This is a genomic window from Streptomyces sp. NPDC014727 (assembly GCF_043083485.1).
Classification (GTDB): Bacteria; Actinomycetota; Actinomycetes; order Streptomycetales; family Streptomycetaceae; genus Streptomyces.
On record NZ_JBIBYR010000016.1, the window covers coordinates 162,834 to 188,935 of the forward strand.

The 26,102-nt window shown below is 69.2% G+C and carries 19 protein-coding genes; 6 read left to right on the plus strand and 13 right to left on the minus strand.

The window, feature by feature from the left end:
* Positions 1 to 27: 27 nt before the first annotated feature.
* The 3 genes from ACF1B9_RS24670 to ACF1B9_RS24680 form a co-directional block, all read right to left on the minus strand.
* Entirely contained in the window at positions 28 to 1,239 is a 1,212-nt protein-coding gene (locus ACF1B9_RS24670; protein ID WP_391743460.1) for an ABC transporter substrate-binding protein, read from the minus strand.
* Positions 1,240 to 1,333: 94 nt separating this feature from the next.
* Positions 1,334 to 2,371, minus strand: coding sequence for an ABC transporter ATP-binding protein (locus ACF1B9_RS24675; RefSeq protein ID WP_391743459.1), 1,038 nt, complete (start codon positions 2,369 to 2,371; stop codon positions 1,334 to 1,336).
* A gap of 440 nt (positions 2,372 to 2,811) precedes the next feature.
* Complete coding sequence (locus ACF1B9_RS24680; RefSeq protein ID WP_391743458.1) at positions 2,812 to 4,224, minus strand: aminopeptidase P family protein; 1,413 nt, start codon at positions 4,222 to 4,224, stop codon at positions 2,812 to 2,814.
* Between the two features lie 218 nt (positions 4,225 to 4,442).
* Here ACF1B9_RS24680 and ACF1B9_RS24685 point away from each other — a divergent pair, with 218 nt between their 5' ends.
* Complete coding sequence (locus ACF1B9_RS24685) at positions 4,443 to 5,426, plus strand: LuxR family transcriptional regulator (RefSeq protein ID WP_391743457.1); 984 nt, start codon at positions 4,443 to 4,445, stop codon at positions 5,424 to 5,426.
* Positions 5,427 to 5,488: 62 nt separating this feature from the next.
* On the opposite strand, the gene ACF1B9_RS24690 is transcribed toward ACF1B9_RS24685, so the two are convergent.
* The 4 genes from ACF1B9_RS24690 to ACF1B9_RS24705 all read right to left on the minus strand — a co-directional run bounded on the left by ACF1B9_RS24690 (position 5,489) and on the right by ACF1B9_RS24705 (position 11,581).
* Positions 5,489 to 8,374, minus strand: a complete 2,886-nt coding sequence (locus ACF1B9_RS24690) for a fibronectin type III domain-containing protein (protein ID WP_391743455.1) — start codon at positions 8,372 to 8,374, stop codon at positions 5,489 to 5,491.
* A gap of 25 nt (positions 8,375 to 8,399) precedes the next feature.
* Complete coding sequence (locus ACF1B9_RS24695; RefSeq protein WP_391743453.1) at positions 8,400 to 9,320, minus strand: carbohydrate ABC transporter permease; 921 nt, start codon at positions 9,318 to 9,320, stop codon at positions 8,400 to 8,402.
* Positions 9,320 to 10,222, minus strand: a complete 903-nt coding sequence (locus ACF1B9_RS24700; protein WP_391743451.1) for a carbohydrate ABC transporter permease — start codon at positions 10,220 to 10,222, stop codon at positions 9,320 to 9,322. Before ACF1B9_RS24700 ends, ACF1B9_RS24695 begins: the two co-directional genes overlap by 1 nt.
* Positions 10,223 to 10,294: 72 nt before the next feature.
* Positions 10,295 to 11,581: an ABC transporter substrate-binding protein gene (locus ACF1B9_RS24705; protein WP_391743450.1), complete on the minus strand. Its 1,287-nt coding sequence runs from the start codon at positions 11,579 to 11,581 to the stop codon at positions 10,295 to 10,297.
* A 632-nt stretch (positions 11,582 to 12,213) separates the two neighbouring features.
* Here ACF1B9_RS24705 and ACF1B9_RS24710 point away from each other — a divergent pair.
* Together ACF1B9_RS24710 and ACF1B9_RS24715 are read left to right on the plus strand one after the other, a co-directional pair.
* Complete coding sequence (locus ACF1B9_RS24710; RefSeq protein WP_391743449.1) at positions 12,214 to 12,954, plus strand: GntR family transcriptional regulator; 741 nt, start codon at positions 12,214 to 12,216, stop codon at positions 12,952 to 12,954.
* Positions 12,955 to 13,096: 142 nt separating this feature from the next.
* The gene (locus ACF1B9_RS24715; protein ID WP_391743447.1) at positions 13,097 to 14,173 is read left to right on the plus strand and encodes a mannonate dehydratase; all 1,077 of its coding nucleotides are present in this window, start codon (positions 13,097 to 13,099) and stop codon (positions 14,171 to 14,173) included.
* Positions 14,174 to 14,378: 205 nt separating this feature from the next.
* Here the strand turns inward: ACF1B9_RS24715 and ACF1B9_RS24720 are convergent, their stop codons facing one another.
* Positions 14,379 to 14,909, minus strand: coding sequence for a DNA glycosylase AlkZ-like family protein (locus ACF1B9_RS24720; protein WP_391743620.1), 531 nt, complete (start codon positions 14,907 to 14,909; stop codon positions 14,379 to 14,381).
* On the opposite strand from ACF1B9_RS24720, the gene ACF1B9_RS24725 reads away from it, so the two are divergent.
* Entirely contained in the window at positions 14,854 to 15,150 is a 297-nt protein-coding gene (locus ACF1B9_RS24725) for a helix-turn-helix transcriptional regulator (protein WP_391795940.1), read from the plus strand. The genes ACF1B9_RS24720 and ACF1B9_RS24725 overlap by 56 nt on opposite strands.
* Here ACF1B9_RS24725 and ACF1B9_RS24730 read toward each other — a convergent pair.
* On the minus strand, positions 15,134 to 17,206 hold the full coding sequence (locus tag ACF1B9_RS24730) for a beta-galactosidase (RefSeq protein ID WP_391743444.1): 2,073 nt from the start codon (positions 17,204 to 17,206) through the stop codon (positions 15,134 to 15,136). The genes ACF1B9_RS24725 and ACF1B9_RS24730 overlap by 17 nt on opposite strands.
* Before the next feature lie 266 nt (positions 17,207 to 17,472).
* Between ACF1B9_RS24730 and ACF1B9_RS24735 the strand changes: the two genes are divergently transcribed.
* Both ACF1B9_RS24735 and ACF1B9_RS24740 read left to right on the plus strand, forming a co-directional pair.
* Positions 17,473 to 18,255, plus strand: a complete 783-nt coding sequence (locus ACF1B9_RS24735; RefSeq protein ID WP_391743442.1) for an SDR family NAD(P)-dependent oxidoreductase — start codon at positions 17,473 to 17,475, stop codon at positions 18,253 to 18,255.
* A 40-nt stretch (positions 18,256 to 18,295) separates the two neighbouring features.
* A complete protein-coding gene (locus tag ACF1B9_RS24740; protein ID WP_391743441.1) occupies positions 18,296 to 19,153 on the plus strand; it encodes an SMP-30/gluconolactonase/LRE family protein in 858 nt (285 codons plus the stop codon).
* Positions 19,154 to 19,394: 241 nt separating this feature from the next.
* Here ACF1B9_RS24740 and ACF1B9_RS24745 read toward each other — a convergent pair whose 3' ends face one another.
* The 4 genes from ACF1B9_RS24745 to ACF1B9_RS24760 are packed head-to-tail and all read right to left on the minus strand — an operon-like array spanning position 19,395 to position 26,081.
* Positions 19,395 to 20,219, minus strand: coding sequence for an NAD-dependent epimerase/dehydratase family protein (locus ACF1B9_RS24745; RefSeq protein ID WP_391743439.1), 825 nt, complete (start codon positions 20,217 to 20,219; stop codon positions 19,395 to 19,397).
* Positions 20,216 to 24,235 carry a hypothetical protein gene (locus ACF1B9_RS24750; RefSeq protein WP_391743437.1) on the minus strand — a complete coding sequence of 1,340 codons (4,020 nt, stop codon included), beginning with the start codon at positions 24,233 to 24,235 and terminating at the stop codon, positions 20,216 to 20,218. The genes ACF1B9_RS24745 and ACF1B9_RS24750 overlap by 4 nt, the downstream gene beginning before the upstream one ends.
* On the minus strand, positions 24,232 to 25,185 hold the full coding sequence (locus ACF1B9_RS24755; protein WP_391743436.1) for a carbohydrate ABC transporter permease: 954 nt from the start codon (positions 25,183 to 25,185) through the stop codon (positions 24,232 to 24,234). The genes ACF1B9_RS24750 and ACF1B9_RS24755 overlap by 4 nt, the downstream gene beginning before the upstream one ends.
* Entirely contained in the window at positions 25,182 to 26,081 is a 900-nt protein-coding gene (locus tag ACF1B9_RS24760) for a carbohydrate ABC transporter permease (RefSeq protein WP_391743434.1), read from the minus strand. Before ACF1B9_RS24760 ends, ACF1B9_RS24755 begins: the two co-directional genes overlap by 4 nt.
* Between the last annotated feature and the right edge of the window lie 21 nt (positions 26,082 to 26,102).

Genomic DNA, 26,102 nt, shown 5'->3' on the forward strand with positions numbered 1-26,102 from the left:
GATCCTTGGTCTGCGTCATCATCGGCTTCAGCCCTTGATCTCGTTCCAGGCCTGCACCCACTTCGCGTACGGGACGCAGGTGACATCGGTGCGGCCGTCCAGGCACTGTGGGATGGGCGTGTTCCAGTAGTGGACGTTCTTCCAGTACCCCTCGTCCGCGGCATGGAACGTCGCACAGTGGTTCTTGTCGGCGGTCTCGGCGCAGGACTTCGCATTGGACGGGGCCTCACCGAAGTACTCGGCGACCTGCGCGTTCACTTTGGGTGAGATGATCCAGTCCAACCACTTGTAGGCGCAGTTGGGGTGCTTGGCCCTGGCCGCGAGCATCCAGGTGTCGGACCAGCCGGTGGATCCCTCTTGGGGAAGGACGGCCTTCACCTTGGCGCCTTCGGACCGGGCGAGGTTGGCGATCACCTGCCAGCTGGTGCCCACCACCGAGTCACCGCTCTTGAAGGCGGAGATCTCCTTGAGGTAGTCGCTCCAGTACTCGCCGATGTTCGCGTTCTGTTTCTTCAACAGGTCCACGGCCGCGCCGAACTGCTTCTGGTCCAGGGCATACGGGTTCTTGATGCCGAGGTCCGGCTGTGTGGCCTTCAGGAAGAGCGCGGCGTCCGCGATGTAGATCGGTGAGTCGTACGCGGTGACCTTGCCCTTGTGCGCGGACGCCTTGTCGAAGACCGCGGACCAGGAGTCGGGGGCGGGCCTGACCTTCTCCGTGTTGTACATGAGGAGGTTGGCGCCGCGGCCGTGCGGGATGCCGTAGGAGACGCCCTTCACCGAGTTCCAGTCCTGGTTCTTCAACCCCTTGAAAACGTCGGCGTAGTTGGGCACGAGCTTGGTGTTGACGGGGGCCGCGTCTCCGGAGGCGATGAGACGCAGTGAGGCGTCCCCGGAGGCGGACACGGCGTCGTAGCCGCCGGTCTTCATGAGGCTGACCATCTCGTCGGAGGTGGCGGCCGTCCTGGCATTGACCTGGCAGCCCGTCCGCTTCTCGAAATCGCTGACCCAGTCGGCCTTCGGGTCGTTCGATCCGTCCTCGACGTACCCGGCCCAGGCGATCAGATCTACCCGGCCCTCTGTCCTGCCGAGCTTCGACTGCGCCTTGAGGTCCGGGGGTACGAGTCCGGTCGAGGACCGGCCGCTGCCCGAGTGCGAGGAGCCGCAGGCGGTGACCAGGAGCAGCGCGCCGATGGCGACTGCGGCCTTGAGGGGTCGGTTCAGGCGCACGAGTCTCTCCATAGGTATGAGGGCGGAGCGGGACGGGACGTGCGGGCGGTGCGTCATCTCACTGCGGCATGCGGTGTGGTCTGACGGTGTCGCCGCGGGGTTGCGGTCACTGCGCCTCGGGGACCCGGAAGGTGTGGTGGTCCTGCCACAGCAGCCTGACCCGGGCCCCGCGGCGGGCCGCGACGTCCTCGGAAGAGGTCTCCAGGTTCTGCTGAAGGACGGTGAGGCTCCCTCCGGCATCGAGCTCCACCAGGAATCGGGTGGCGTCGCCGAGATAGAAGACTTCTACGACGGTGCCGGTCGCGGTGGAGTGCTCAGGTTCGTCCGGTGTGGCGGACTCCTTGAGCACGCGGATCTTCTCGGGCCGGATGCTGTACGTACCCGAGGAGCCGACGACCCGTTCGGCAGCATCTCCTGCGAGCAGATTGGAGATGCCGACGAAACCGGCGACGAAGGGGGTCGCCGGCCGCTCATAGATCTCGGCGGGCGTGCCGGTCTGCTCGATACGGCCCTGTCGGAAGACGGCGATCCGGTCGCTCATCGTGAGGGCCTCCTCCTGGTCGTGGGTGACGAACACGAAGGTGATGCCGACATCCCGCTGGATCGCCTTGAGTTCGGCCTGCATCTGCTCGCGCAGCTTGAGGTCCAGGGCGCCGAGCGGTTCGTCGAGAAGCAGCACCCGGGGGCGGCCGACCAGTGCCCTGGCGAGAGCGACGCGCTGGCGCTGGCCGCCGGAGAGCTGTGAGGGCCGACGTCCGCCGAGGCCTTCGAGGCGAACCTGCGCGAGGGCTTCCCGGGCCCGGTGGAGCCGTTCGTTTCTCGGCACCTTGCGGATCTTGAGGGCGTAGGCCACGTTCTGCTCGGCCGTCATGTGCGGGAAGAGCGCGTAGTCCTGGAACACCGTGTGCACGTCGCGTTCGAAGGGTGCCAGACGGGTGACATCGCGACCGGCGAGCTCGACCGTGCCGGACGTGGGCGCCTCGAATCCGGCGATCATTCTCAGCACCGTGGTCTTGCCCGACCCGGACGGGCCCAGCATCGAGAAGAACTCACCGTCGGCTATCTCCAGGTCGACCCCGATCACTGCCTCGGTCCGGCCGAAGCTCTTGCTCAGCCCATGCAGTCGGATCGCCATGCCTCCCATGGGCGGAAACCTTTCGTGTGCCGTTGAGCGTTGGTCGGGCGCCGCGGGTAAAACATAAGAAGCCGTAGTTCAAATCTCAATGCCGCCTTCCAGTAGAGGACGGGTCAACACACGAGCTTTACAGGGTGGTTGCCGTTGAAACCCGTGAAGCCCGAGTTGCGCGCTACGCGAAGAGCCGTTTTTGTGCCGGCCGACACCGGGACCCGGCGTGGGCGCTGTCGGGCGGCGGATCGAGGGCGTCGGCGAGTTCCGCCTGCGACTGCTGTGCCGCCGCCCCGGGGCCCACTGAGCCCCGGGGCGGTCAGGTCGTCGCGACGAAGCGGGCGTTTCGGACCGGTCCCCCGCGCCATGCCCAGGCGTTGCCGGTCAGCAGCCGTTCGATCCGGCGAATCCTGCACCAGGTACCAGGCACCAGGCACCAGGCCCCTGCTGCGACGTACTCAGCCCGCGAACCGGGCCATCCACGCCTCGACTTCGTCCGCCGACCGCGGCAGGCCCCCCGACAGATTCTCGTGACCGTCCTCGGTCACGACCAGGTCGTCCTCGATCCGGACGCCGATGCCGCGCCACTCCTCGGGCACGGTGAGGTCGTCCGGCTGGAAGTACAGACCGGGCTCGACGGTGAGCACCATGCCCGGCTCCAGCACGCCGTCGACGTATTCCTCGTGCCGGGCCTGCGCGCAGTCATGGACGTCCAGACCGAGCATGTGACCGGTGCCCGCCATGGTGAAGCGACGCTGGAGGCCGAGTTCGTACGCGCGGTCGGCCGGGCCTTCGACGAAGCCCCACTCGACCAACCGGGCCGCCAGGTGGCGCTGTGACGCCTCGTGGAAGTCACGGTACGCGGCACCCGGCTTGACGGCGGCCATGCCGGCCTCCTGGGCCTCGTACACCGCGTCGTACACCTTGCGCTGCAGGGGCGTGAAGGTGCCGCTGATCGGAAGCGTGCGCGTGACGTCGGCAGTGTAGAGGGTGTGCGTCTCCACACCGGCGTCGAGAAGGAGCAGGTCCCCCGGGCGCACCGGGCCGTCGTTGTCCGTCCAGTGCATGATGGTGGCGTGCTCACCCGCGGCGCAGATCGATCCGTAGCCCACGGAGTTCCCTTCGAGGCGTGCGCGGCGGAAGAACGTGCCCTCGATCCACCGCTCGGACGACGCGACCGCCCGGGAGAGCTCACCGATCACATCGGTGAATCCGCGCACGGTGGAGTCCACGGCCTTGCGGAGCTCGGCGATCTCCCAGTCGTCCTTGACGAGGCGGAGATCACTGAGCGCCTCTTCCAGTTCGGCGTCACGCTCCTCCTCGGTGGTGACGACGGCCTCGAGGGACGGGTCGAGACCGCGGACGATCCGTGTCGGCGTACCGGAGGCGGCGGCGAGGTCGTCGGCCGCCGTACGGACGTCGCGGCAGGGCAGGCCGAGCACGAGCTCCGACTCGGCGAGGGAGCGCCGTCGGCCCATCCACAGCTCCGCCGTGGCGCCGACCCAGAATTCGTCGTTGTCCCTGCTGTCCCGCGGCAGCTGGTAGCAGTAGGCGTCATGGCCGCCGTCGGCAAGGGGTTCGAGGACGAGCGCGCCGTCCCGGGCCCGGTCTCCGGTCATGTGCACATAGCCCGAGTACGGGCGGAACGGGTAGGTGTCGTCGTTGGAACGGACCTTGAGGTTGCCCGAGGGGATCACCAGGCGTTCGCCGGGGAAGCGCGCGGAGAGCGCGGCGCGGCGGCGGGCCGCGTACGGAGCCTGCTCGCCGAGCCGCAGGTCGTGCCGTTCGGTGTCCGCCCATCCCGTCCGCATCAGAGCGGACAGCTCCTCGGAGATCCCTGAGTAGAGACCGTTCTTTCGCCCTTTCGCCACGTCATACACCTTCTTCTGGTTGGGTTCCTCGGCGGCGAGGGGCAGCGGGAGCCCTGCGGACAGGCCGAGCTCCCTCCCGGTGCGGCCCGGACGCCCTCGCTACCGCCGGTCGTCGGCGGCTCTCGGACGGTAACCCGCACCGCACGCTCTTGGTGCCCATGACCGCCACTGGCACAGATCGGCCACAGTGTCGCGAGGACTCGTCGATAATTCGGCGTATGACGAACGCGAAACTCGGCGAGGCCCTGCGGCTTCTGGGCATCGGCCAAGCGGCGGTCCAGGTCTATCTGGCGCTGCTGGAGCTGGCCCCCGCTCCGTTGAGTGCGATCGGAACCGCGGCCGGTCTGGGCGGCGCGGAACTCGCCACGGCGTACGACGTGCTGGTGGACGCCGGTCTGGCCAGTGCCGCCGAGGAGGGCGGGGACGTGGTGGCCCCGGTTCCGCCCGCAGCGGGCCTGGAGATCCTCGCCCGGCACCGCGCGGCCGAGGTCGAGGAGTCGCGCATCACCGTCGGGGGCGCGTTCGAGTCGTTCCGGCGACAGCGGCTCGCCGCGTACAACGACCATCTCGTCGAGGTCGTGACCGGCGACGCCATCGGCCCCAGAATTCGTCACGCCTGGGCGAGCGCCCGCGAACAGATTCGGCAGTTCGAGTCACCACCGTACTTCCCGTTGTCCGGGGCCACGGACGACGCGCTGGCCACGCTCGCCCGAGGGGTGACGCAGCGTGTCGTGTACTCCCGGGAGTCGCTGGAGCATCCGGGCCATCTGAAGGAGGTCATCGAACCGTGCATCAAGGCCGGCGAGCAGGCCAGGGTGGTGCCGTCGGTGCCGGTCAAACTCGTGATCATCGATGAGGCGTACGCGCTCGTGTCGTTGTCGATCAAAGAGGCCGACGTACACAACACCATGCTGGTCGTGCAGCCGTGCGGCCTGCTCTCCGCGCTCGTGGCACTGTTCGAGCAGTCCTGGCAGAGCGCCCTGCCGTTCCACGGCCGCACCACCCGTCCAGGCGGTCTGCCGCCCGCCGACCGCCGCGTGCTGTGGCTCCTCGCGGGTGGAGCGAACGACGACGTCATCGCCCGTGAGATGGGAATCAGTCGCCGCACACTGTCCCGCCGCCTGCAGATCCTGATGGCCCAGCTGGGCGCCGAGAACCGCTTCCAGCTGGCCTTGCAGGCCCAGCGCAGCGGATGGTTGTGACCGGCACCCCTTCCCGGCCACGCCGAGGACCTGGCCAAGGAATCCGTCAGACGAGCCGTCCCCTACCGACCCGTGGTCCCCCTCGTCCGTTCGCAGCTCCGGCTCCCTCCGTGACCCTGCGGACACTGCCCGGGTCCACGCTCCATCCGCGGAGCGTCGTCGGACCGGGGGCGGCCGAGTCGGTGCTGGTCCTTGCGGTCCACGGCGGTCACGGTCCAGTGGTCGAAGTCGTAGACGACGGATGCGCCACCGACCGAGGCGGTGAACGTCGAGCCCCGCTTGTCCTGCTGCAGCCACGGGGTGTCGAACAGCTTGAACGCGTCGTAGTCGACAGGTGAGCCGTTCACGAGATGGGTGGCGCCCGGCGCCGCCGACGCGGAGTCGAAGGTGATGTCCAGGTCGTCCCCGCTCAGGCTGTGGTACACGAGCCGCGGATCCGCCTCCTCGACATGGCTCACGTCAAGGCTGGTGGAGGTGGTGAGGGCATGCGCGAACGCGCCGAGATCGGCGTACTCGGACGCGTCCGCCGATTCCAGCACCCAGCCGTTGCTGTCGGCCTGGCTGCGCAGAATGTCATAGCTGTAGCTGAGGGTGGCCGTCGGATGGTTCTGGGCTGTCGTCTTCACCTTGTTCGCGGGGTCGTTCGGTGTCTGGTGGTACCAGGTTCCGGGCTTCGCCGGCTTGTACGCGAAGTACATCGGCCCCGTGTCGGCGACCGTCCATCCGTCGACCTCACGCCGTTCCCGAATCGAACCGTTGGCGGGAAACAGCGCGTTGATGTAGTTCGAGGTCTGGTCGCCCGACGACTTGTAGACGCCGACCGCCGTGGGACCGTCCTGCATCACCCGCTGGTTGGCAGGCTGGTCATAGGCGCCGATCGAGGCGTTGCCCTGGTCGACCGACAGCCGGAACAACGGATTCGCGGCGTCGGAGTGCCAGCGGAGCACGACCGGCAGATCCTCGATCCAGTTGTCGACGCGACGGTAGTGGACCTCGGTGCCGAGGCCCCAAGTGGGACGCACGTAGCTGGTGCGGTAGATGTCCATCGCGTGGCCACTGGAGTTCTGGAGATTGGCCTTGTGTGCGGTGTAGGACTTGTCGGTCTTCCGGCCGATCTCCACCGCCGTCGGGGGCGGCGTGTACTTCGTCCCCGACCAGGCCACGAGACCGGCGTACTCAAGGTTCGGACGGTACGCCGACGGCGCCGGGTTGTCGGATTCGCCGACCCCCTGCTGTGCACGGTGGGCGCCGAAGTACGTCCAGGCGAGCGTCGAGTGGTCCGCGGGCCGCCAGGTCGGATCGTTGACGGAGGACAGGTCGCCCTTGGCGCGGCTCTCCGACGAGATCATGTAGCCGTCGATCCAGTCGTTCGCCCACTCGAACCACATCACGTCCATCGCCATCCTCACCTGTCGGCGCAGTTGGGCGTCGTCGGCCCACTGGTACAGGGCGTTGAGGCAGAAGTACGTCATGAAGGTGTACTCGGGGCTCTGGTACTCCGCCCATCCGCTGCGCACGCCCGCGTTCACCATCTCAAGGATGTTCGCCTTGTTGGCGGCCTTCAGCTGTGCCCCGGAGTTGCCGTTGAGGTCGGCGAGGTCGGGGAAGTACTGGCCGACGAGGTATCCGGTGACGTAGTTGCTCATCCGCAGGTTCTCGGTCTGCGGGAGCTTCCCGTAGCCGTACGAGGCGAAGTAACCGCGCACGTGCGCCAGCATGTCCGGGCTGAACTGGTCTCCGACCATGAGGTAGGAGTACATCTTCGCCACGGTCTTGTACTGCTCGTAGTCGTAGCTCTGGAACTGGGCGTCGAGCTTGGAGAGGTTCGTCGTCACGTTCTCGTGGTCGGCGAGCTGCGCGGTGTACTGGGCCACGTTGACGGCGCCGCTCTCCTCCTTCATGGCCTTCGTCTTGTTCCACAGCCACTGCGTCCGGGACTCCTGGGTGCCGGGGTACGGGGCGGGCGACTCGGGCACGTACGGCCCGGTCGATGTCCTGAGCGGCGCGCTCAGCGCGCTGACGTTGCCGCTCGCGTCCCTGGCCCGCACCGTGAAGTCGTAACGCGTGGCGGGCATCAGGCCGGTGACGACGGCCGAGGTGGTGGTGCCGCTGACGGAGGCGACCTGGTAGCCGTCGCGGAGGACGTCGTACCCGGTCACACCGAGGTTGTCGGTCGAGGCGGCCCAACCGAGCGAGACACTGCTGGACGTCACGCCGGCGGTCAGCCGGGTCGGGGCGGTGGGCGGCTCCGTGTCGGTGACGCCCCCGGCCACCTCGTAGACTCCGAGGTTGTCGACGGTGATCGCCTCGTCGGTGCCGCCGGTGTCGACGCGCACCGAAACGCCCAGCTCCACCGTGGAGATGAGCCGCTGCCCGCCGTTGGGCACGATCGTGAAGCGGTACGCGGGGAGGGCGGTGTCGTCGACCCGCGACAGGTGGCCGGAGGTGCCGGTGTACGCGGAGGTGGTGGTGATGCTCACCGCGGGCACCGGAAACCGCGGCACGAGGTTGTTGTCGAAGTTGCCGAACTGGATCTGCGCGTAGATGTCCTTGGCGACGGGCTTGTCACTGGCCGCGCTCCGCGCCAGGTCGTACTGGAGGACGAACTGCCGGGCGGGGCTGCCGACCGGCTCGCTGTAGACGGCGTTGATACGGTCCTTCAGCGCGCCGGTAGACCATCGGTGGTAGAAGTAGCTGGAGAGGTTGGTGCCCTGGGAGGCGTCGCGGAGTTCGAGGGCGTTGTCGCCGTCGACCTGCACGATCTGCTGGATGCCCCCCGATGTCGGGCTGGACGTGGTCAGCGGGCTCTTGCCGCTGTCGAATCCGGTGTCCAGGTCCGCGGCGAGCAGGTTCGTCGGCGGGTCGTCGGCTGCTACGGCGGTGGTGCCTGGTACCGCCAGAAGAAGAGCGACACACACGGCTGCCACTCTTCGCGTCAGGATGTTCATGGATCATCCTTTCGGGGTGGATGGGCTACTTGACGGCCCCCGTGACGAGGCCCTTGCTCCAGAACGACTGCAGCGACACGAACATGGCGACGACGGGCACGACGGACACCAGCGCGCCCGTGACGACGGTGGTGTAGCTGACGGGATAGCCCTGGAGCTCACGCCAGCCGACGAGGCCCACCGTCACCGGCTGGAGCGAGGTGTCGGCGAGCATGAGCGAGGGCAGGAGGAAGTTCGTCCAGATCGCGACGAACTGGAACAGGAAGATCGTGACCATCGCGGGTGCCATGAGCCGCGCGCACATCGCGAAGATGCGCAGCTCGCCGGCTCCGTCGATGCGCCCGGACTCGATCAGGGCGTCCGGTATCGAGGACGCTGCGTAGATCCGGCTGAGGTACACGCCGAAGGGGCTGACGATGCTCGGGATGAACACGGCCCAGAAGGTGTTGATGGTCCCCGTGTAACTGAAGACGAGGTAGAGGGGGATGGCGAGCACGGGTGCGGGCAGCAGCACGGCTGCGAGTACCGTGCCGAAGACGGCCTCGCGCCCCGGGAACGGGAACTTGGCGAGCGCGTAACCGCACATGGACGCCAGGACCGTGGAGACGATCCCGCCGCCGCCCGCGTACAGCAGCGAATTGAGCAGCCAGCGCGCGTAGATGCCGCCCTGCGCCTCGAACAGGGTCCGGATGTTGTCGAAGAGGGCGAAGTGCCCTCCGAACCAGAAGCCGTTGCCCGAGAAGATTTCTCCTGTGCCCTTGGTGGCGGAGACGACCAGCCACCACACCGGGAGCAGGAAGTAGACGGCGAAGAGGGTCATGACGCCCAGCACGAAGAGGCGCGATGCCGGGTTGACCGTCGTGAGGGTCCGGGCCCGGGAGCGCCGTGGCCTCGGTTCCCGGGCCACGGGCGCGGTTCGGGTGGGCGATTGCACAGTGGCGGTCATCAGTCGACGCTCCTGGCCGATGCGCGGAAGACAAGGACGGACAGCACGCAGATCAGCGCGCCGAGTACCACGGACTGCGCGGCGGCGTAGTTGAAGTCGTTGGCCGACAGCGACCGCAAGGCGGCCATGATCGGTGTGTAGGTGGACGACAGGTTCGGTGCCACGGATTTCATGGTGGCCGGCTCGTTGTACAGCTGGAACGTGCCGATGATGGAGAAGACGAGAGTGAGCAGCAGGGCCGGTCGGATCTGCGGCACCTTGATGAGCAGCGCGGCCTTCCAGCCGGAGCAGCCGTCGAGCGCGGCGGCCTCCATGGTCTCCTCGGGCACCGCCTGCAGGGCCGCGAAGAGCAGGATGGTGTTGTAGCCGGTCCATGCCCAGGTCAGGATGTTGGCGATCGAGAAGGGCAGGGCGCCGTCGGTGACGAAGCTGAAGTGGACGCCCATCGACCCGAGGTATCCGGTGATGGGGCTCAGCGAGGGCGCGTACAGGAAGGACCACACCAGACCGGCGATCACGCCGGGCAGCCCGTAGGGGATGAAGTAGGCGATCCGGAAGAACCGGCGCCCCTTCGTGGCGGACGAATCGATGAGCAGGGCGAGGAAGAGTGCGAGGGCGAGCATGACGGGCACCTGGATGACACCGACGAATGCCACTCGGCCCAGGGACGAGATGAAGTCCGTGTCATGGAAGACCCGGAGGTAGTTGTCGAAGCCCGCGAAGACGGACTCGGCTCCGGACAGGCCGAGGCCGGAGCGTTTTTCGGCGAAGAAGCTCTGGATCACGGAGTACCCGGTGGGTACCAGGTAGACGATGACGAAGAGCAGGAGGAACGGCAGGACGAAGGGCGCGGCTCGCCGGAGTTCGCGCAGTCGGCGTCGCCGGATCGTCGAGGAGGGCATGGTCACGTCTTCCGTGGAATGGCGGGTATGCGGATCCAGCGGGGGCCGCGTCGGCGCGACCCCCGCGCGGGGCTACTTGCTCACGGAGAATCCCTGGGACCGCAGTGCGGAGACCGTGCCCTTCTGGGCGCTGTTCAGGGCGTCCTGGAAGGTGCCCTTCTTGGTGTGCACCTTGCCGAGCCCGTCACCGAGCGTCGTGGCCGTGGTGGACATGACCGGGCCCCACCGCCAATCGGGATTCACCTTGGCCGCCTCCTGGCGGAACAGTTGGTAGACGGACCGGCCGCCGTAGTAGCTCTGGGGGGCGTCCAGTGCCTTGTTGGCGAGCCCGGACTTGGAGGCGGGGAGGATGGCCGCGGAGCCGATCAGGTTCGACACCGAACCGGAGTCGGTCGACATCCACAGGGCGAACTCGGTGGCCTCCTTCGGCCTCGCGCAGTCCTTCATCACAGCCGTGGCCGAGCCGCCCGAGTTGCCGACGGCGTCCTGTGTGCCCCACCGCGGCATGGGCGCGATGTCCCACTTGCCCGCGGAGCCGGCGGCGTTGTCCCGGATGAGGGAGGCGGACCAGACCGGACCGACCTCCGCCCAGACCTTCCCCTTGCTCCACGCCGTGTACAGCGCGGCGTCGAAGGCGGGGTGGGAGGTGACGAGGTCCTTGTCGAAGAGTCCCTGCCAGTAGTCGGCGACCTTGCCGTTCGCCGGACTGTCGAGGGAGACGGACCAGGCGTCGTTCTCGGTGCCGAACCAGGGGGCACCGCCCTGCCAGGCGAATCCTGCGTACAGGTAGGGGTCGGTGGGGAGGTTCATGATGCGCGACGACGGGTCGGCGGCCTTCACCGCCGCCGCGGCGGTGGTGAACTCGTCCCAGGTCCTGGGGACTTCGATGTGGGCCTTCTTGAAGAGGTCGGTGCGGTAGAACATCGCCATCGGCGCGGTATCGACCGGCACGCCGTAGGCCTTGCCCTCGACGCCGACGTTGCCCCACACCCAGTCGGCGAACTCGCCCTTCTGCTCCTTCACATAGCCGCTGACGTCCCGCAGGACGCCGGCGGCGAGGAAGCTCGAAAAGGTCTCGTAGCCGACCTGTGCCAGACAAGGGGCCTTGCCCGCCTTCGCGGCAGTGAGCATCTTGTCGTAGCCGCCCGCGCCGCCGTCGGTTATCGCCTCGTACTTCACATGGGTGTCGGGGTGCGACTTGTTCCACAGCTCGACGGACTTCTCGTAGCCCGAAGCCCACCCCCAGAAGGTGATTTCGGCCGGTCCGCCGGTGCTCGCTTCGGTACTGCCGCCGCACCCCGAAAGCATGATGCCGGTGGCGGTGATGATGGCCGCCGCAGCGAGTCTCGCCTTGCGCATGACCATGACGTCCTCTCAATTTCGGCTCTGTACAGTGCTGTTCGTTTACTGAGTGGATCGATGCTGTCCTCGCGGACGGCCAGGGGTGTGCCTGGCTGGTCTTGCGGGACGTACCGCCCTGCGTCGAGTACGTCGGTTCCCTACCGGTCCCGTGCCGACGGGCGGCTGTGAAGCCCGCCGGGAGGGGCACGGTGGACGTACCGGCACATGGCCGGGCGCGGACGGGTCGTCCGCGGGGGGCCGAATGACGGTTCGGGGTCCGATACCGGTGGTGCGGTCAACGGACTTCGGCGCGCAACGAGTTCGTGCGCTGGGTGCGGGTATACCGGAACTGCGGTCGTCCACGCGTGTTCCGGCAGCTCGGCTGAAGCCGCTCCCGCAGAGGTTCGGCTCCGGTCGCCGGCGGGGCAGGGACGCCGGACCCACCCGCGGTCGCAACCGTGGCGCCGCCTCCCCGTACGGGCGGCGGGCCCGGAACCTGCCGTCACATTCGCCGGACAGCGAAGAATCTGGCGCACGATCCTACGGTGACGGGTCTCGCGAGTCGGCGCACACGGTGTTTCCCTTCCCCGACGAGTGGGTCGATGGTGGGGATACTTGCATACAAGCATACGGCGTGCAACGATCATTTCGTGAATCTCCCTCAACAACCGAGCATCCCTGAACGGGCGTTGGCCGGGCGCGACGCGGGACTGGCTCCGATCACACGGGGCGGAGCGCGGACCCGGACGTCCGACCGCGTCCACGAGGAGTTGATCGCCGCGATCCGCGAACTCCGGCTCGCCCCCGGAGCATCCCTGTCGGAGACCGACCTGGCCGGACAACTCCACGTCAGCCGCACCCCTGTACGCGAGGCTCTCGCACGGCTCGTCGACGCGGGGCTCGTGCGGGTCGTGCCACAGGTCGGCACACGGGTCGGCCTGATCAGCCTGCGTGACGTCGAAGAGGCACGCTTCGTCCGCGAGAGCCTGGAGGTCTCGGCCTTCGAAGTGGCCTGCGCCGACCCGACAGTGGACGTCACCGTGCTGCGTGAACTGCTCGAACGGCAGGAGAACAGCTGCCGTGCCGAGGACTACGACGCGTTCTTCCTCGCCGACGAGGCGCTGCACTGCGAGATCTTCTCGCTCAGCGGCTATCCGGGGGCGTGGCAGGCGGTGCAGCGGATGAAGCTGCAACTGGACCGGCTTCGCCGGCTCTCCCTGCCGGACTCCGCCGCGATGCGCGAACTGATCGACGAGCACCGGCTGATCGTGGACGCGCTGGAGAACGCCGACCTGCCCGCGGGCCGCGCCCTGATCAGCCGGCACGCCCGGCGCGCCCTGGAACGCGGCCCCGCGCTGCGCGTCGAGTACCCGGGCTACTTCACCGATTGACATCGATCGGGACACACGGCCGGACCGCCATCACGGCACGCCCACGGGCATGGCGTCCTCCGGCCCTCCCCTCCCTGAAGGAAGGCGACGTCATGGACTTCGAGAACACGGACGGGCTCGGCCGGCATCGGGTCGGGCAGGCATGACCATACGGCTCTCCCTCGGGCACATCGACACCTACGACGCCCGGGTAGCGACCTTCGCCCACCAACTGGGCCTCACCGGCGTCCAGTTCCACACGCCGGATCTGCTGCCGGGAGCCGACGGCTTCTGGAGCCTGACGGAACTGCGGGACCTGCGGGACCGCTGCGACGCCGACGGACTGGCGATCGACGGCATCGAGAACGTCCCCCTCGCCCATTTCTGGAAGATCCAGCGCGGTCTGCCCGGCCGCGACGAGCAGATCGAGAACTATCAAAAGACCATCCGCAACCTCGCTGCCGTCGGGGTCGACATACTCGGCTACAACTTCCTCGCCACCTACGTATGGCGTACGGACATGGCGGCGAAGGGCCGCGGTGGGGCCAAGGTCACCGCCTTCGACCTGGGCGACGTCCCGGCGGGCAACGCGCTCGCCGGCTACCGGCTGACTCCCGACCGGACTCCGGACGAGCCGATCAGCGCCGAGATGATGTGGGCGAACCACCAGTACTTCCTGGACGCCGTACTGCCGGTCGCGGAGGAGGTCGGTGTGCGGCTCGCCCTCCATCCGGACGATCCGCCCACACCACAGCCGCTCGGGGGCATCGCCCGCATCTTCACCTCCCCGGATGCCATCGCACGGGCCCGTGCCCAAGCCGGTGGCAGCCCGTCATGGGGGCTGAACCTCTGCCTCGGCACCGTGTCGGAGATGGCCGGCGAGCAGAGCGTCAACGAGGTCATCGACCTGCTGGGACCGGCCATCTGCTACGTCCACTTCCGGGACGTCCGGGGCACGGTGCCGCGCTTTCGCGAATGCTTCCTCGGCGAGGGCAACTTCGACCCGGCACGGGTGATCCGTCGGCTCGACGCCTCGGGATTCGACGGCTTCCTGATCGACGATCATGTTCCGGCTATGATCGGCGACTTGGACACCTGGGGGGACACGTCGTCGGAGGCGTACTGCAGCCGGGGCCGGGCACACGCGGTCGGATATCTACAAGGTGTCCTGAACGGCCTGTCGCTCGACGAGCCGGCCGGACCACGCGCGGTACCGGCGAACGGCCGGCCATCGGCGTGACCCTGCGAGGTTCGCCCGGTCGGGCCGCGGGTGCGACACGCCCTGCGCCGGGCTTCTGTGCCGCGGGCTGCCGCGCCCCGGTGTCCGCCCGACTCGCGGTCACGCCGGTGGACCGCTCACCTACCGGCCTTCTTCCGGATCCGGCTTCTCGGATCCCCTGAGAACGAGCCGAGTGGGGAACACCCGGGTGACGAACTCCGAGCTGTCACCGTTGAGCCGGGCTCATCAACTCGGCGGCCGTGCGCCCCATCAGCTCGATGTCCTGGCTCACCACCGACACCGGAGGGCTGCCGAGCAGCGCCGTCTCGAAGTCGTCGAGGCGGAACTCGCGATCGTGACGAGGTAGCCCGCGGAACGTGGGCCGCACCTGTGCCTGGCCGGGCATCACACGCTTCCGGTCCTCGTCGCTGATGACCCGGGTCCGGTCGGCGTGGCCGAGCAGGGCGTTGTCGAAGGCGGGCAGCAGCCGTACCGGAGCGGGCGTCTCGGGGTCGGGCAGCTCGGCGCCGGCCAGATCGATCAGATCCCGACCGTCGGGGCCGGAGTGGTGGCGTAGTTCGGCCCGCATCTCCGCGACGACTTCGCCCAGGCGGGTCAGTCCGCACCAGGCCTGGACGTCCTTCACTCCGGCCGGGCCGAAGGCGGCCGGATAGCGGCGGATCAGCTCCTTGGCTGAATTTTTGGCAGCAGTCGGCGTCGTTGCGGTGCGGGTTCTGCCGCCCCGGCTGAGGACCAGGGTGGACGCCCTGCGGGCGGTGACCCTCTCCGCCGTCGCGTCCGGGCCGGTCGTCGGCGCGGGGGTGCTCACCGCGGTCGCCCAGGCCTGCCGGGACGAGGAGCGGCTGCGGTTCGGGTACACGGCCAGGGGCTCCGCACCCACCGAGCGCGAGGTCGAGCCGCACCGCGTCGTCGCACTCGGCGGACGCTGGTACCTGGTCGCGGCCGGTACGCCCGATGCGTTCACCGGGCCCGCCTGAGGACCCGCACCCCGCCCGCCGGCACCGTGACCCCGTCCTCGTGCACCGATCCGTCCAGCAGGTCGGTCCCCCCGCCGGATACGCTCGTCTCGGTGTCGCCGTGGTTGATGAGGAAGACGTAGTCATGGCCGGCCGAACGGCGCGTCACGGCCTCGACGGCGCTTCCGGCCGGAACCGCCGTCCTCGCAAACCGTTTCACGAGCCGCCCCACCAGAGACGCACGCGCGTCGTCGTCCAACTCCACGCCCACGTACCAGGCTTCCCCCTCGCCCCGGTGCGCGCGGGTGATCGCCGGTGCGCTCGCGAAGTCGCCGCCCTCGTACCAGCAGACCGCCTCCGCGTCGGTGGGATCGATCTCCTCGCTCCAGGCGGCGACCCGTACCGGTCCCGTGACCCCGTCGATGTCGACGAAGTCCCCGTCCACCAGCGGCGCGAACTCCTCCACGCGCACGCCGAGCAGTTCGCGGAACGCTCCGGGATAGCCGCCGGGCCGCACCCGGTCGAGCGGATCGACGATGCCGGAGAAATAGGTGACGAGCACGGTCGCCCCCGCGTGCACGGCAGCGGCGAGCGCGGCCACGTCCTCGTCGCGGACCAGGTAGAGCATGGGCACGATGATCAGTCGGTAGTCCGACAGTTGGGCCGACGGAGGAACGATGTCGACGGCGACGCCCGCGTCCCGCAGACTCCGGTACCACGCGAGGGCGGACTCCATGTACGACAGACCGTTGTGCGGATGCGACTCGCGGTCGGCCGCCCACCACGACTCCTCGGAGAAGAGCAGCGCGCAGTCCGCCGCCACCCGGCTGCCGAGCACCTCGGCACAGCGTGCCAGCTCCGCTCCGAGCGCCTTCACTTCCCGGAACTTCCTGCTGCCGGCCCCCGCGTGCGGGAGCATCGCGGAATGGAACCGCTCGGCGCCCGCACGCGCCGCCCGCCACTGGAAGAAGCAGATGCCGTCGGACCCGCGGGCGAGGTGGACCAGCACGTCCCTCCGGAGCTGTCCCGGACGCTTCGCGGGGTTGACCGGGCGCCAGCTCGTGGCGCCGGTGGCCGTCTCCATCAGCAGCCACGGCCTCCCCCGGGAGAGTCCACGGGCCCGGTCTGCCGAGAAGGACAGCTCTGCCTGGGCGTCGGACGTCGGTCTCAGGTAGTGATCGCTGGCGATGAGATCCACATCGCCGGTCCACGAGCTGTAGTTCATGTTCTTCCCGGCATCGAAGAGCACCAGGTTCGTGGTGACCGGCACGTCGGGCGTGACCCGCCGCAGGACGGCCGTCTCGGCCCGCAACTGCGCCCGCAGCTGGTCGGAGCTGAACCGGTCGAAGTCCAGCACCTGCGTCGGGTTCGAGTCGGTGAAGGTCAGCCGCGGCGGCTGGATCTCTTCCCACTCCGAGTACGTCTGGCTCCACGCGCTGGTCGTCCACGCGGCGTTCAGCTCGTCGAGCGAGTCTCCGTAGCGGACCCTCAGCCAGCTCCGGAAGGCCACGGCGCTCGCTTCGCCGTAGCACCGGGAGTTGTGGCCGCCGAGTTCGTTGGAGACGTGCCACAGTGCGAGCGCCGGGTGTTCGCCGTAGCGCTCCGCCATCTTCTCCACCAGCACGAGCGAGTGCTCGCGGTAGATCCGTGACGACGGCGACCAGGCTTGACGTCCGCCCTGCGCCATCGTCCGCCCCTGCCGGTCGACGGGCAGCACCTCGGGAAACCGTGTGGTGAGCCACGGCGGGGGCGATGCGGTGGCCGTGGCGAGATCAACCGCGATGTCGCCCCCGTGCAGTTGGTCGAGCAGCCGATCCAGCCAGCCGAAATTCCATCGATCGGGCTCCGGCTGCAACGTCGACCATGCGAAGACACCCACGGTGACCAGATTGACTCCGGCCTCACGCATCAGCCGGACGTCCTCGGGCCACACACTCTCGTCCCACTGTTCGGGGTTGTAGTCACCTCCGAACGCGACGGGTTCACCGCCGAACCGGGCAATGACGTTGGCGGGCCATCTGATCCACTCCGTCGTCACGAGCTTCTTCTCCTCACCGCCCGACGTACGAGCGCCCACGCGAAGGACTCCGGCACGGCATCGAGCGACAGCCGGGCGCGGCCGAGGAGCACCGCCCGAAAGCGCGCCGGAGTGCGGAACAGCCACAGACTAGCGGGCTGAGACAACGTTGTTTAGAGTGAAGTGGACGTCGCCGGAACGCAGTTCGCCCGGCCGTCCGTGCGGTGGTCGTCGACCGGAACCGCCCGTCGCAGCTGCCCCTGGATCATTTCGACGGTGGGGCTCGGCCAGGCTTGAGGCCCAGGACCACATCGAGGGAGCGGAACGTGGCGGAGTTCGACGGCAAGGTCGCCATTGTCACCGGTGGATTCAGCGGCATCGGAGGCGCGACGGCCCGGGTGCTCGCCGCGCGCGGGGCGACGGTCGTGGCGGCCGGCATCCCACCGGAGGGCGCGCACGAGGAACTGCCTCCCGGTGTCGAGCGCGTCGAGGTCGACGTCACCGACGAGACCGCCACCGCTCGACTCGTGACCCGGGTCTCGGCGGCACACGGCGGGCTCGACATCCTCGTCGCCGCAGCCGGGATCCAGCGCTACGGCGTCGCGGCGGAGACCGGCGCCGACGAGTGGAACGAGGTCCTCGCGGTCAACGTGACCGGCGCCTTCCACGCCGTCAAGCACGCGCTCCCCCACCTGCGTGCCCGTGGGGCGGGCTCGATCGTGATCGTCTCCTCGGTGCAGGCATTCGTCACCCAGACCGCCGTCGCCGCCTACACCACCAGCAAAGGGGCGCTCAACGCGCTCGCCCGGTCGATCGCCATCGACGAGGCGCAGAACGGGATCAGGGCCAACGCGGTGTGTCCCGCGTCGGTGGACACCCCGATGCTGCGCGCCTCCGCCCGCGCCTTCTCCGACGGCAGTGACCGGGGCACGCAGGAACTGGTCGAGTCCTGGGGGCGGATGCATCCGCTCGGCCGGGTGGCACGACCGGACGAGGTAGCTGAGGCGATCGCCTTCCTGGCCGGGGACCGAGCGAGCTTCATCACCGGCGTCTCGCTGCCCGTCGACGGCGGACTGCTCGCCAACGCGGCTGTGGTGCTTCCCGGTTGATGACGGGCGTCCCGACCGCAGGCGACGACGGAGGGCTCCGATGACGGCCAGGATCGCGATCCCCGGCAGAGCCAGGGTGGGTGAGGGACCGGTCTGGGACGCCGCGCTCCGGCGCCTGCACTGGGTGGACATCCCCGCCGGGCACATCCACACCAGCGACCCGCTCACCGGCCGGACCACCAGCCTTCGGCTGCCGACACAGGTAGGCGCGGCGGTGCCCCGACGCGGCGGAGGCTTCATGGTGGCGACGGCCGAGGGATTCGCGAGCGTCGATGCCGACGGTTCGATGACCGCCCGGCGCACCTTCCTGTCCGACGACGAGCGCATGAACGACGCGAAGTGCGACCGGCACGGGCGGTTCTGGGCCGGCAGCACGGCGATGGACTTCCGGCCGGGCCGCGGCGCACTGCACGTCCTGCTGCCCGACTGGACGAGCCGGGTGGTCCTCGAAGGGCTCGCTCTGCCCAACGGACTCGGCTGGAGCCCCGATGGCCGCACCTTCTACCTCGCCGACTCGATCGCGGGCGAGATCTACGCCTTCGACACCACTGACGAAGACCCGTGGATAGTCCGTCGACGCACGCTCTTCCGGCTTCCCGCACGTACGGGCATGCCGGACGGGCTCACCGTCGACGCGAGCGGGTGTCTGTGGGTCGCGGTGTGGGGCGGCGCGCGCCTGGCCCGGATCTCCCCCGACGGCGACCTGCTCGGCGAGATACCTCTGCCCGTGCACCAGCCGTCCTCCTGCACGTTCGGCGGACCCCGCCTCGACGCGCTGTACGTCACCTCGGCCCGGGAGGGTCTGGAACTTCCGGGCGACGACCCGGCGGGGTCCGTCTTCGTCGTCGACGAGACGGGCGGCGCCGTCGGCCTGCCTTCGGCCGTCTTCGCCGGATGAGTGGATCGGCCGGGCCGAACAGGGCCGGGGTGCGGCGTGACCAACGACCGCACAGGCGCGATCCCCGCTCGACGGCCGGACGCGGTCGCGGAGCGTCCCGGCCCGGCACGTCCACCGCCGGACCTGCCGAAGAGGTCGCCCGAGTCCTCCCGCCACCCGGGCGCGCCTGACTCACCCCATCCGGGACAACGTTGCCTGCCCCTCACGGGCCCCGGCCTCGATCGGCCGGGCCCTCCGGTCGTCAGCCGAGCGGCATCGCGCAGAAGCCGGCGCCGACACGGAAGTTGCGAGGGCCGGCAGGATCGAGGTCCCTCGGGCCGAAGGTCCCGGAGCCGAGGATCGACGCCAGATGGTGTTCCGCGTCGTCCTCGGGGCGGTACCCGATGGCCTCCGCCTCCTCCAGCGACCACCATCGCCGAGTGTTGCGGGAGATGCCCCACAGGATGCGGAACGCGGCGGGCTCGGCCTGCAGGCATGCCTCGACGAGCCGGGCCGCGTCGCCCGGCGACAACCAGGCGGCCAGGTCCTCGGGGGCGAGCGGGCGCGGCCGGAACGCGCCGATGCGCAGACAGGTGACGTCGATGGCGAACCGGGAGTGGTAGAGACTGCCCAGCGCCTCGATCGCGGCCTTGCTGACGCCGTAATAGGTGTCCGGACGCGGCGTTACGGCGGCGGGCAGGACGCCGTCGACCGCGCCGTCCCGGGTGTGGAACCCCGCGGCGTGAATGCTCGACGCGAGCACCACGCGGCGGACGCCCTGCCTCCGTGCCGCTTCGAGGACCCGCCGGGTGCCGTCGATGTTGATGTCGGCGATCCGCTCCCATGATGTCTCCCCCGCCAGTCCGCCCAGGTGGAGTACCGCGTCGACGTCCTGGCAGGCCGCGTCGATCGCGTCCTGGTCGGTGAAGGACGCCCGGACGGTCTCCACGTCCTCCTGCGGGCCGGCCGGTCCGGTCTCCGCGACGTCCAGGAGGCGGAGGGTCCGGCCTTCGCGGGCCAGGCGCGGGCGCAGCTCACGGCCGATGCGGCCCGCGGCCCCGGTGACCAGGATCCGCTGCTCGATCACGGCGCCTCCCCGGCCCGGGGGTCGACGGCAGGCGTTCTTGGGGCCGGAACCTGGTGGCCGTAGGGGCGGGGGGTAGCGGACGCGGGCACGTAGGGCGGCTGGTTGTAGGTGTGCTGTCGACGGAAGACGAGATCCGTCGGTGGACTCCAGTGCCGCCAACTTCCTGGTTCCGTGTCCACCGCAGCCGACCTCGGGCCGACGCCGTTGCCGTTCTCGGCCGCGACGGCGTACTCGTACATGGTCACGTCCGCCGGGCGGGCCCCGTCCGGATCGTCGCGTCCGGGGACGACCCCGGGCGCGTGATCGACGTGCCGGAACCCGAATCCGGCGAAGATCTCGTGATAGATGGTTTCGCCCTTGCGGCGCCGGTAGAGCCGGTACCCGCCGGCCCCCAGCACCTCGCCCCACGTGGCGGTGACCATGCCGTCGCCGAGCCGGAGTCCGAGCCCGTCCGGCGGATCCGGCACCAGACGGCTCGGGTGAACGGGATAGTCGGCGCCCGGAGCGGCCTGTCGCCGACTGTTCCGGGCGATGACGCGGACGTGACGTTTCTCGCCCTCGGCAAGCCCCGTCAGGTGGACGGGACTTCGTGCCGTCTCCGCTGCCGTCGCCCAGGTGTGGCCGCCGTCGGAGCTGAGCTGGACGATGTAGCGGTCCGCGGCGGCTGCGGCGGAGAAGTGCACGAGCACGCCGTCGCCGACGGTCTCGGTCCGTACGACCTGCGAGGGCGGCGGTTCCGGCTGTCCGCTCGTCAACTCCCAGCGGTGGCGGCCTCGGGGCAGGGCGACGGTGATCGATTCCTGCGACACGGTGAGGAGGCGTGCCGGCTCGCCGTCGATGTGGAAGCGGGCCGCCGCATCGAGGCCGCCGGGCACGTGCAGGCTCACCGAACTGTCCGACGGGGCGTGGTAGACGCCTCGGACCTCGGCGGGGTCCCGGTAGCTGAGGCCGATGCCGAGTTCGTCGTCCTCGGTGGTCAGGACGAGCTCGGAGGTTCCCACGGCGCTTCCGTGGAAGAGGGTCAGTTGCCGCAGGCCGTCGTCGAAGAGCCGGATGGTCCCTGCCGTCCCCGAGAAGCGCAGCCCCTGCTCGGCGACGTCGACCGTCTTCGGCTCGTAGTGCACGGACGCCTCGTGCCGGAACACGAAGTCCAGGCTGTGCGGGGTCCGGATCCGGGTGCCCCAAGGGGTCGAGCACGCGGGGGCCACTTCCAGGTCGTCGCGGTGGCTCACGACGGCCAGCGTGTTGCCGTTCGCCCCGTCGGCCCTTCCTTCCAGGCGCACGCCACGGGAGATGTCGGTCACGAAGGCGCCGTCGAGAGCTCCGTCCGTACGCACGCCGCGGACCACGTGGATGAACGGCATCCGCTCGGCGAGGTGCGGGAAGCTGTTGGCGTCGTGGCCGGTGGCCTCGGTCAGCGCGGACCATGTCCACACCATGCGCTGGCCCGCGGCGAAAGCGTCGTAGGTGACGAGGTAGTCGCTGCCGACGAGCAGGACGCTGCGACTCAGATAGAGGCCGCCCACCGGACCGTCCGGGTCGGAGACGATCTCCGCGTACTGCGCGCAGTCCAGGTCGTGGAGCGGCCGGTCCAGGGTGTTCTGGCCGATCGAACGGTACGCGCCGTCCTTCCAGACCGCGCAGGAAGTGGCGAAGGTGGCGTCGGGGGCCCTGCGGTCCCCGGCATCCTCGGGGCCGTGGCCGCTGTAGGAGTGCCCTGCGGCGTAGTAGTAGATGTGCCCGCTGCCGTTGTCGTCGGGTATCCCCCAGCGGTAGTTGGGGCCGCGGTCCACCTGTTGGAGGAAGACCGCGACCTCGCCGGGCCGGTCGACGTCGGCGCGCAGTGTGACGCCGTATCCGGTGTACTTCGAGCTCCTGAGCCGCGGATTGGTCCCCCGGTCGCCTGTGGACCGCACCGTGACCCGCCACGGGTCGGGCGCGCCGGGCGGGCTGTCGAGCCGGTGGGCGAACTCGTCGCTCCCCCACAGCAGATGCTCCGCGACGAGTGGACGGTAGCGGCGCAGGGCCTCGCCGAGGAGCCGCATCTCGACGGGCGGGCGCCGGGGCCAGAAGGCATGGGCTCCCTGCGCGGGGTGCAGGCGGCGGAGTTCGCCGCCGGCGCCGGTCTCGACCGGGGCGGTCAGGGCGTTCACCAGCCAGTCGCCGACGGCCGCGAACTCCGGTGTGGCGAGGCGGTTGCGGCCGTCGGTCAGGCGGCCCAGGAAGTTGCCCTGGGTGACCGGGCGGAGGAAGGCCCAGACGTAGGTGGCCAGGCTCTCGGTCCAGCGGCCGGCCCGGGACGCGTGAGCCGGCAGCGCCGGTCTGGTGTGGAAGACGCCGGCCAGTTCGACGAACTTCTCGAACTGGTCGAGCCACTCCGGTGCTGCCTCGTGGTCGGGGAACAGCCAGGCGAGGCAGGCGAGCGCCGACTTGCCGTCGGCGAGGAAGTTCGGGTGGCCCGCGATCATGCGGCGCAGCGGGCCGATCTCCTCACCGGCGGAGACGTGGGCGGTCAGCAGCAGCAATGCGTCGGCCCGTTCGCGGTCCGCCGCTTCGAGCCGGTCGGCGAGGCGGTCGTAGCCGTCGAGCAGCCGGTCGTAGAGCGGGCGTTGGCCGATGTTGAGGTAGCCGGGGTGTTCGTTGACCCCGTGGGCGATGAGACTCGGGCCCTCCGCACCGGCGAGGAGCGCGGCGACGAGCTCGTCGGGCGAGGCCAGTTCGCCTTCGGAGCACAGCGGGGTGGGTCGCCTTCCCGAGTAGGTCAGACTCCAGTCCTTGACGCGATCCAGGCTGAGCGTGCCCTGCCAGTGGTGAAGGTGGCCCACGTACGAGGACGGGTACTGCGTGCCCTTCTGGTCGCGCAGTACTTCGAGGTCGCGTTCGTGGTCGTAGAAGGCGATCGCCGTCCGGCGGGACCCGGAGCGCAGGGGCCAGGTCCAGTGGAGCACGCCGTCGTGGCGAAACCGGAGTTGCAGGTGGTCCGCGGAGGCCCAGGACGCGTAGACGCGGTCGTCCCACCGGGCGTGGTCGCGGAGGAAGACGCCCATCGCGTCGCCTCCCCCGGCGTCCCAGAACGCGGCGTGCGGGCGGATGTTCCACGCGTGGCTCGGGGCGTAGGGGCCGACGGTGAAGGCGAAGTCGGTGTCCGGCCTCTCTCTGCCACCGGGTCCGGAGAACGACGGGTCCTCCCCGCTGTCGCCGAGCACGATCGGCTCGTCGATGCCGAGCCAGTGGTACAACTGCGGTGATTCCGGGTCGGCGTGGTCGTCGGGGAACTGCGAGAACGGCCAGGTGGACGAGAAGCGGTGGGTCGGTGTGACGCCGTCCCAGCTGAGTTCCCATGCCGTCGTCGCGGAGTCGAGCGCCGTCATCTCCTCGGCCACGTCGACGAAGTCGCAGCCCTGGAAACAGCCGACGGTCGCCGTGTAGGAGGCTTTGCCGGTGAAGTGGTAGCGGAGTTCGTGGGTGGCGAACAGCGGGCCGGCTTCCACGAGCCGTACTTCCAGGTGTTCGAGGTCTTCGGTGCCACAGCGCAGGGCGGACCTCCCCACCCAGCCGTGTCCTCGGTCGAGTTGGAGGACGGGACCCGGTACGGCGTCGGAGGCGAACCGGCCCGAGGAGGGCAGCCGGATCCGGAGCGCTCCGTTGTCCACGACGGTGGACGTGTCGTCCTCGGTGATCCGGACCGGTCGCGGGACCTGGGCCGTCGGCACCGATGGATCGGCGCACAGGGTGAATTCGCGTGTCGCGCCGGACGGCAGGTCTGCGAAGAAGCAGACGACGGCGTACGTCAGGTGGCCGTCCGCCGCGTTCGCCTGCGAGAGCTGAAAGGGCACCGACCGCCCCGTCCCGTCGACCAGCCGGAGCTGTTCGGCGCGGAACGACGGGGCGGCCCAGCGCACCGGATGGTGCAGCAGCGTCCTGGGCCAGGCGAAATCCGGGTGGCGCAGCGGGTCGGCGAGCCGGAACCGCACCCGGTCGCCGTCCGCGGGCCAGGAGGTGACCGGGCCGGTCATGTTCCGTCCCCTTCCTCGGCCTGGACGGCGGGCGCTCCGGAAACGCCCTGCGTGCCGAACGCCGCACCGCCGGCGACGCCTTCGACGAGGTGGCGCTGGAGCAGCACGAACAGGAGCAGGATGGGTGCGGCCACGATGAAGGTTCCGGCGGCGATGAGCGGCCAGTTCTGCGTGTACTCGCCGAAGAACGAGTACAGCCCGCGGGTGACCGGCCACAGTGCCGCGTCGGACAACATGACCAGCGGCAGGATGAGGTTGTTCCAGGCGTGGACGAAGCCGAAGATGGCGAAGGTGGCCAGGGCGGGCTTCATCTGCGGCATGATGATCGTGAAGATGAAGCGGACGTAGCCGCAGCCGTCCAGCGCGGCGGCCTCGTCGATCTCGCGCGGGATGCCCTTGATGTACCCGACGAAGAAGAAGAACCCCGCACCGGACAGGCTGGTCAGAATCAGGTACCCGGCCATGCTGTTGTACAGGTGGAGCGACCGCGCCTCGATGAACAGCGGGATGAGGCCGCCGGGCAGGAACCCGGAGAAGATGAAGAACGTGTACAAGAGATTGGAGCGCTTGAAGTATCCGCGCGAGATGGGGAAGGCCAGGAAGACCCCGAGGATCAGTGTGACCGTGTCGGGGATGATCGCGTAGATCAGGCTGTTGATCATCTGCCGTCCGAAGTCGCCCTGGCTCCACGCCGTCGAAAAGCTCTCCGTGGTCCACGGATCCGGCATCCCGGTGGGGTTCTGGAGGAACCCGGTGTACGTCTTGAACGCCTGCAGCAGCATGTACACCAGCGGCAGGGCGAACAGCACGGCGGCGATCGCGAAGCAGAGCAGGTTCACCCCGGCGGCCTTGGCCGCCTTCGTGGACAGCAGCGGCGCCTTCGGCTGCGACGTACTGCTTCGAGCAGGGCCCTGATCGGTCCGGTCCAGGACAGCAGGAGAGGCCTTCACAGCGAGATCTCCCGTCGGCGCAGGGTGAACAGCAGTCCGCCGCCGATCACGACGGTCAGGAGGAACTGCAGCATCGCGAGCATCGAGCCGTAACCGAGTTGACTGTCGCCCCCGAACGCTGACTGGAACATGTACAGCCCGAGGGTCTTGGTGCCGAAGTTGCCGCCGGTGAGGACCATGATCAGCGCGTACTCGCCCAGCGTCCCCATCGCCGTGAGGAACACGGTCACCGTGGTGGCCGGGGCCAGCAGCGGCCAGGTCACGTGCCGGAACACCCGCAGGCGTCCGGCGCCGTCCATGGCCGCCGCCTCGTAGACCGCCGGTGGGATGTTCCGCAGCCCGGCGATGTAGATGAGCATCGTGTAGCCGGAGAACATCCACACGTTCACCAGTATCACCAGGGGCAGGGCCAGCGAGCTCGACCCGAGGAACGCCGAGGTGTTGCCGAAGATGCCGTGCATGACCTTCTCCACCGGGCCCGAGTAGGGGTCCAGCATGAGCGCGAAGATGGCGCCGACCACCGCGACCGAGAAGATCTGCGGCATGAAGATGATGGCGCGGTAGAGGGTGTAGGAGCGTCCGGGCCGGTTCAGCAGCAGGGCGAGGCCCAGACCGGTCACGGTCTGCAGTACGGTCACGCCGAGCACATAGGTCAGTGTGACCCGCACCGCGTCCCCGACCACGGACGACAGCGATGTGAAGGCCGCCGAGTAGTTGCACAGACCGCAGACGTTCAGAGGCGTGCCCGGGAGTCCGGAGTACCGGGTGAACGAGTATCCGATGGTGGCGAGCGACGGGTAGAGCCCGAACAGCAGCCACCCGGCTCCCGGGATCGCGATGCTGGCCCAGGGGATGAACCGCCGCGTCCGTTGGTTTCCGAAGGGGCAGCGTGCCACGCCGAGCCTCCTTTCCGAGGG

Bases quoted from the DNA above. Each gene is read 5' to 3' on its own strand.
- ACF1B9_RS24750 (WP_391743437.1), bottom strand. From the start codon at position 24,235: ATGACCGGCCCGGTCACCTCCTGGCCCGCGGACGGCGACCGGGTGCGG.
- ACF1B9_RS24670 (WP_391743460.1), bottom strand. From the start codon at position 1,239: ATGGAGAGACTCGTGCGCCTGAACCGACCCCTCAAGGCCGCAGTCGCC.
- ACF1B9_RS24700 (WP_391743451.1), bottom strand. From the start codon at position 10,222: ATGCCCTCCTCGACGATCCGGCGACGCCGACTGCGCGAACTCCGGCGA.
- ACF1B9_RS24705 (WP_391743450.1), bottom strand. From the start codon at position 11,581: ATGCGCAAGGCGAGACTCGCTGCGGCGGCCATCATCACCGCCACCGGC.
- ACF1B9_RS24740 (WP_391743441.1), top strand. From the start codon at position 18,296: ATGACGGCCAGGATCGCGATCCCCGGCAGAGCCAGGGTGGGTGAGGGA.
- ACF1B9_RS24685 (WP_391743457.1), top strand. From the start codon at position 4,443: ATGACGAACGCGAAACTCGGCGAGGCCCTGCGGCTTCTGGGCATCGGC.
- ACF1B9_RS24715 (WP_391743447.1), top strand. From the start codon at position 13,097: ATGACCATACGGCTCTCCCTCGGGCACATCGACACCTACGACGCCCGG.
- ACF1B9_RS24690 (WP_391743455.1), bottom strand. From the start codon at position 8,374: ATGAACATCCTGACGCGAAGAGTGGCAGCCGTGTGTGTCGCTCTTCTT.
- ACF1B9_RS24675 (WP_391743459.1), bottom strand. From the start codon at position 2,371: ATGGGAGGCATGGCGATCCGACTGCATGGGCTGAGCAAGAGCTTCGGC.
- ACF1B9_RS24695 (WP_391743453.1), bottom strand. From the start codon at position 9,320: ATGACCGCCACTGTGCAATCGCCCACCCGAACCGCGCCCGTGGCCCGG.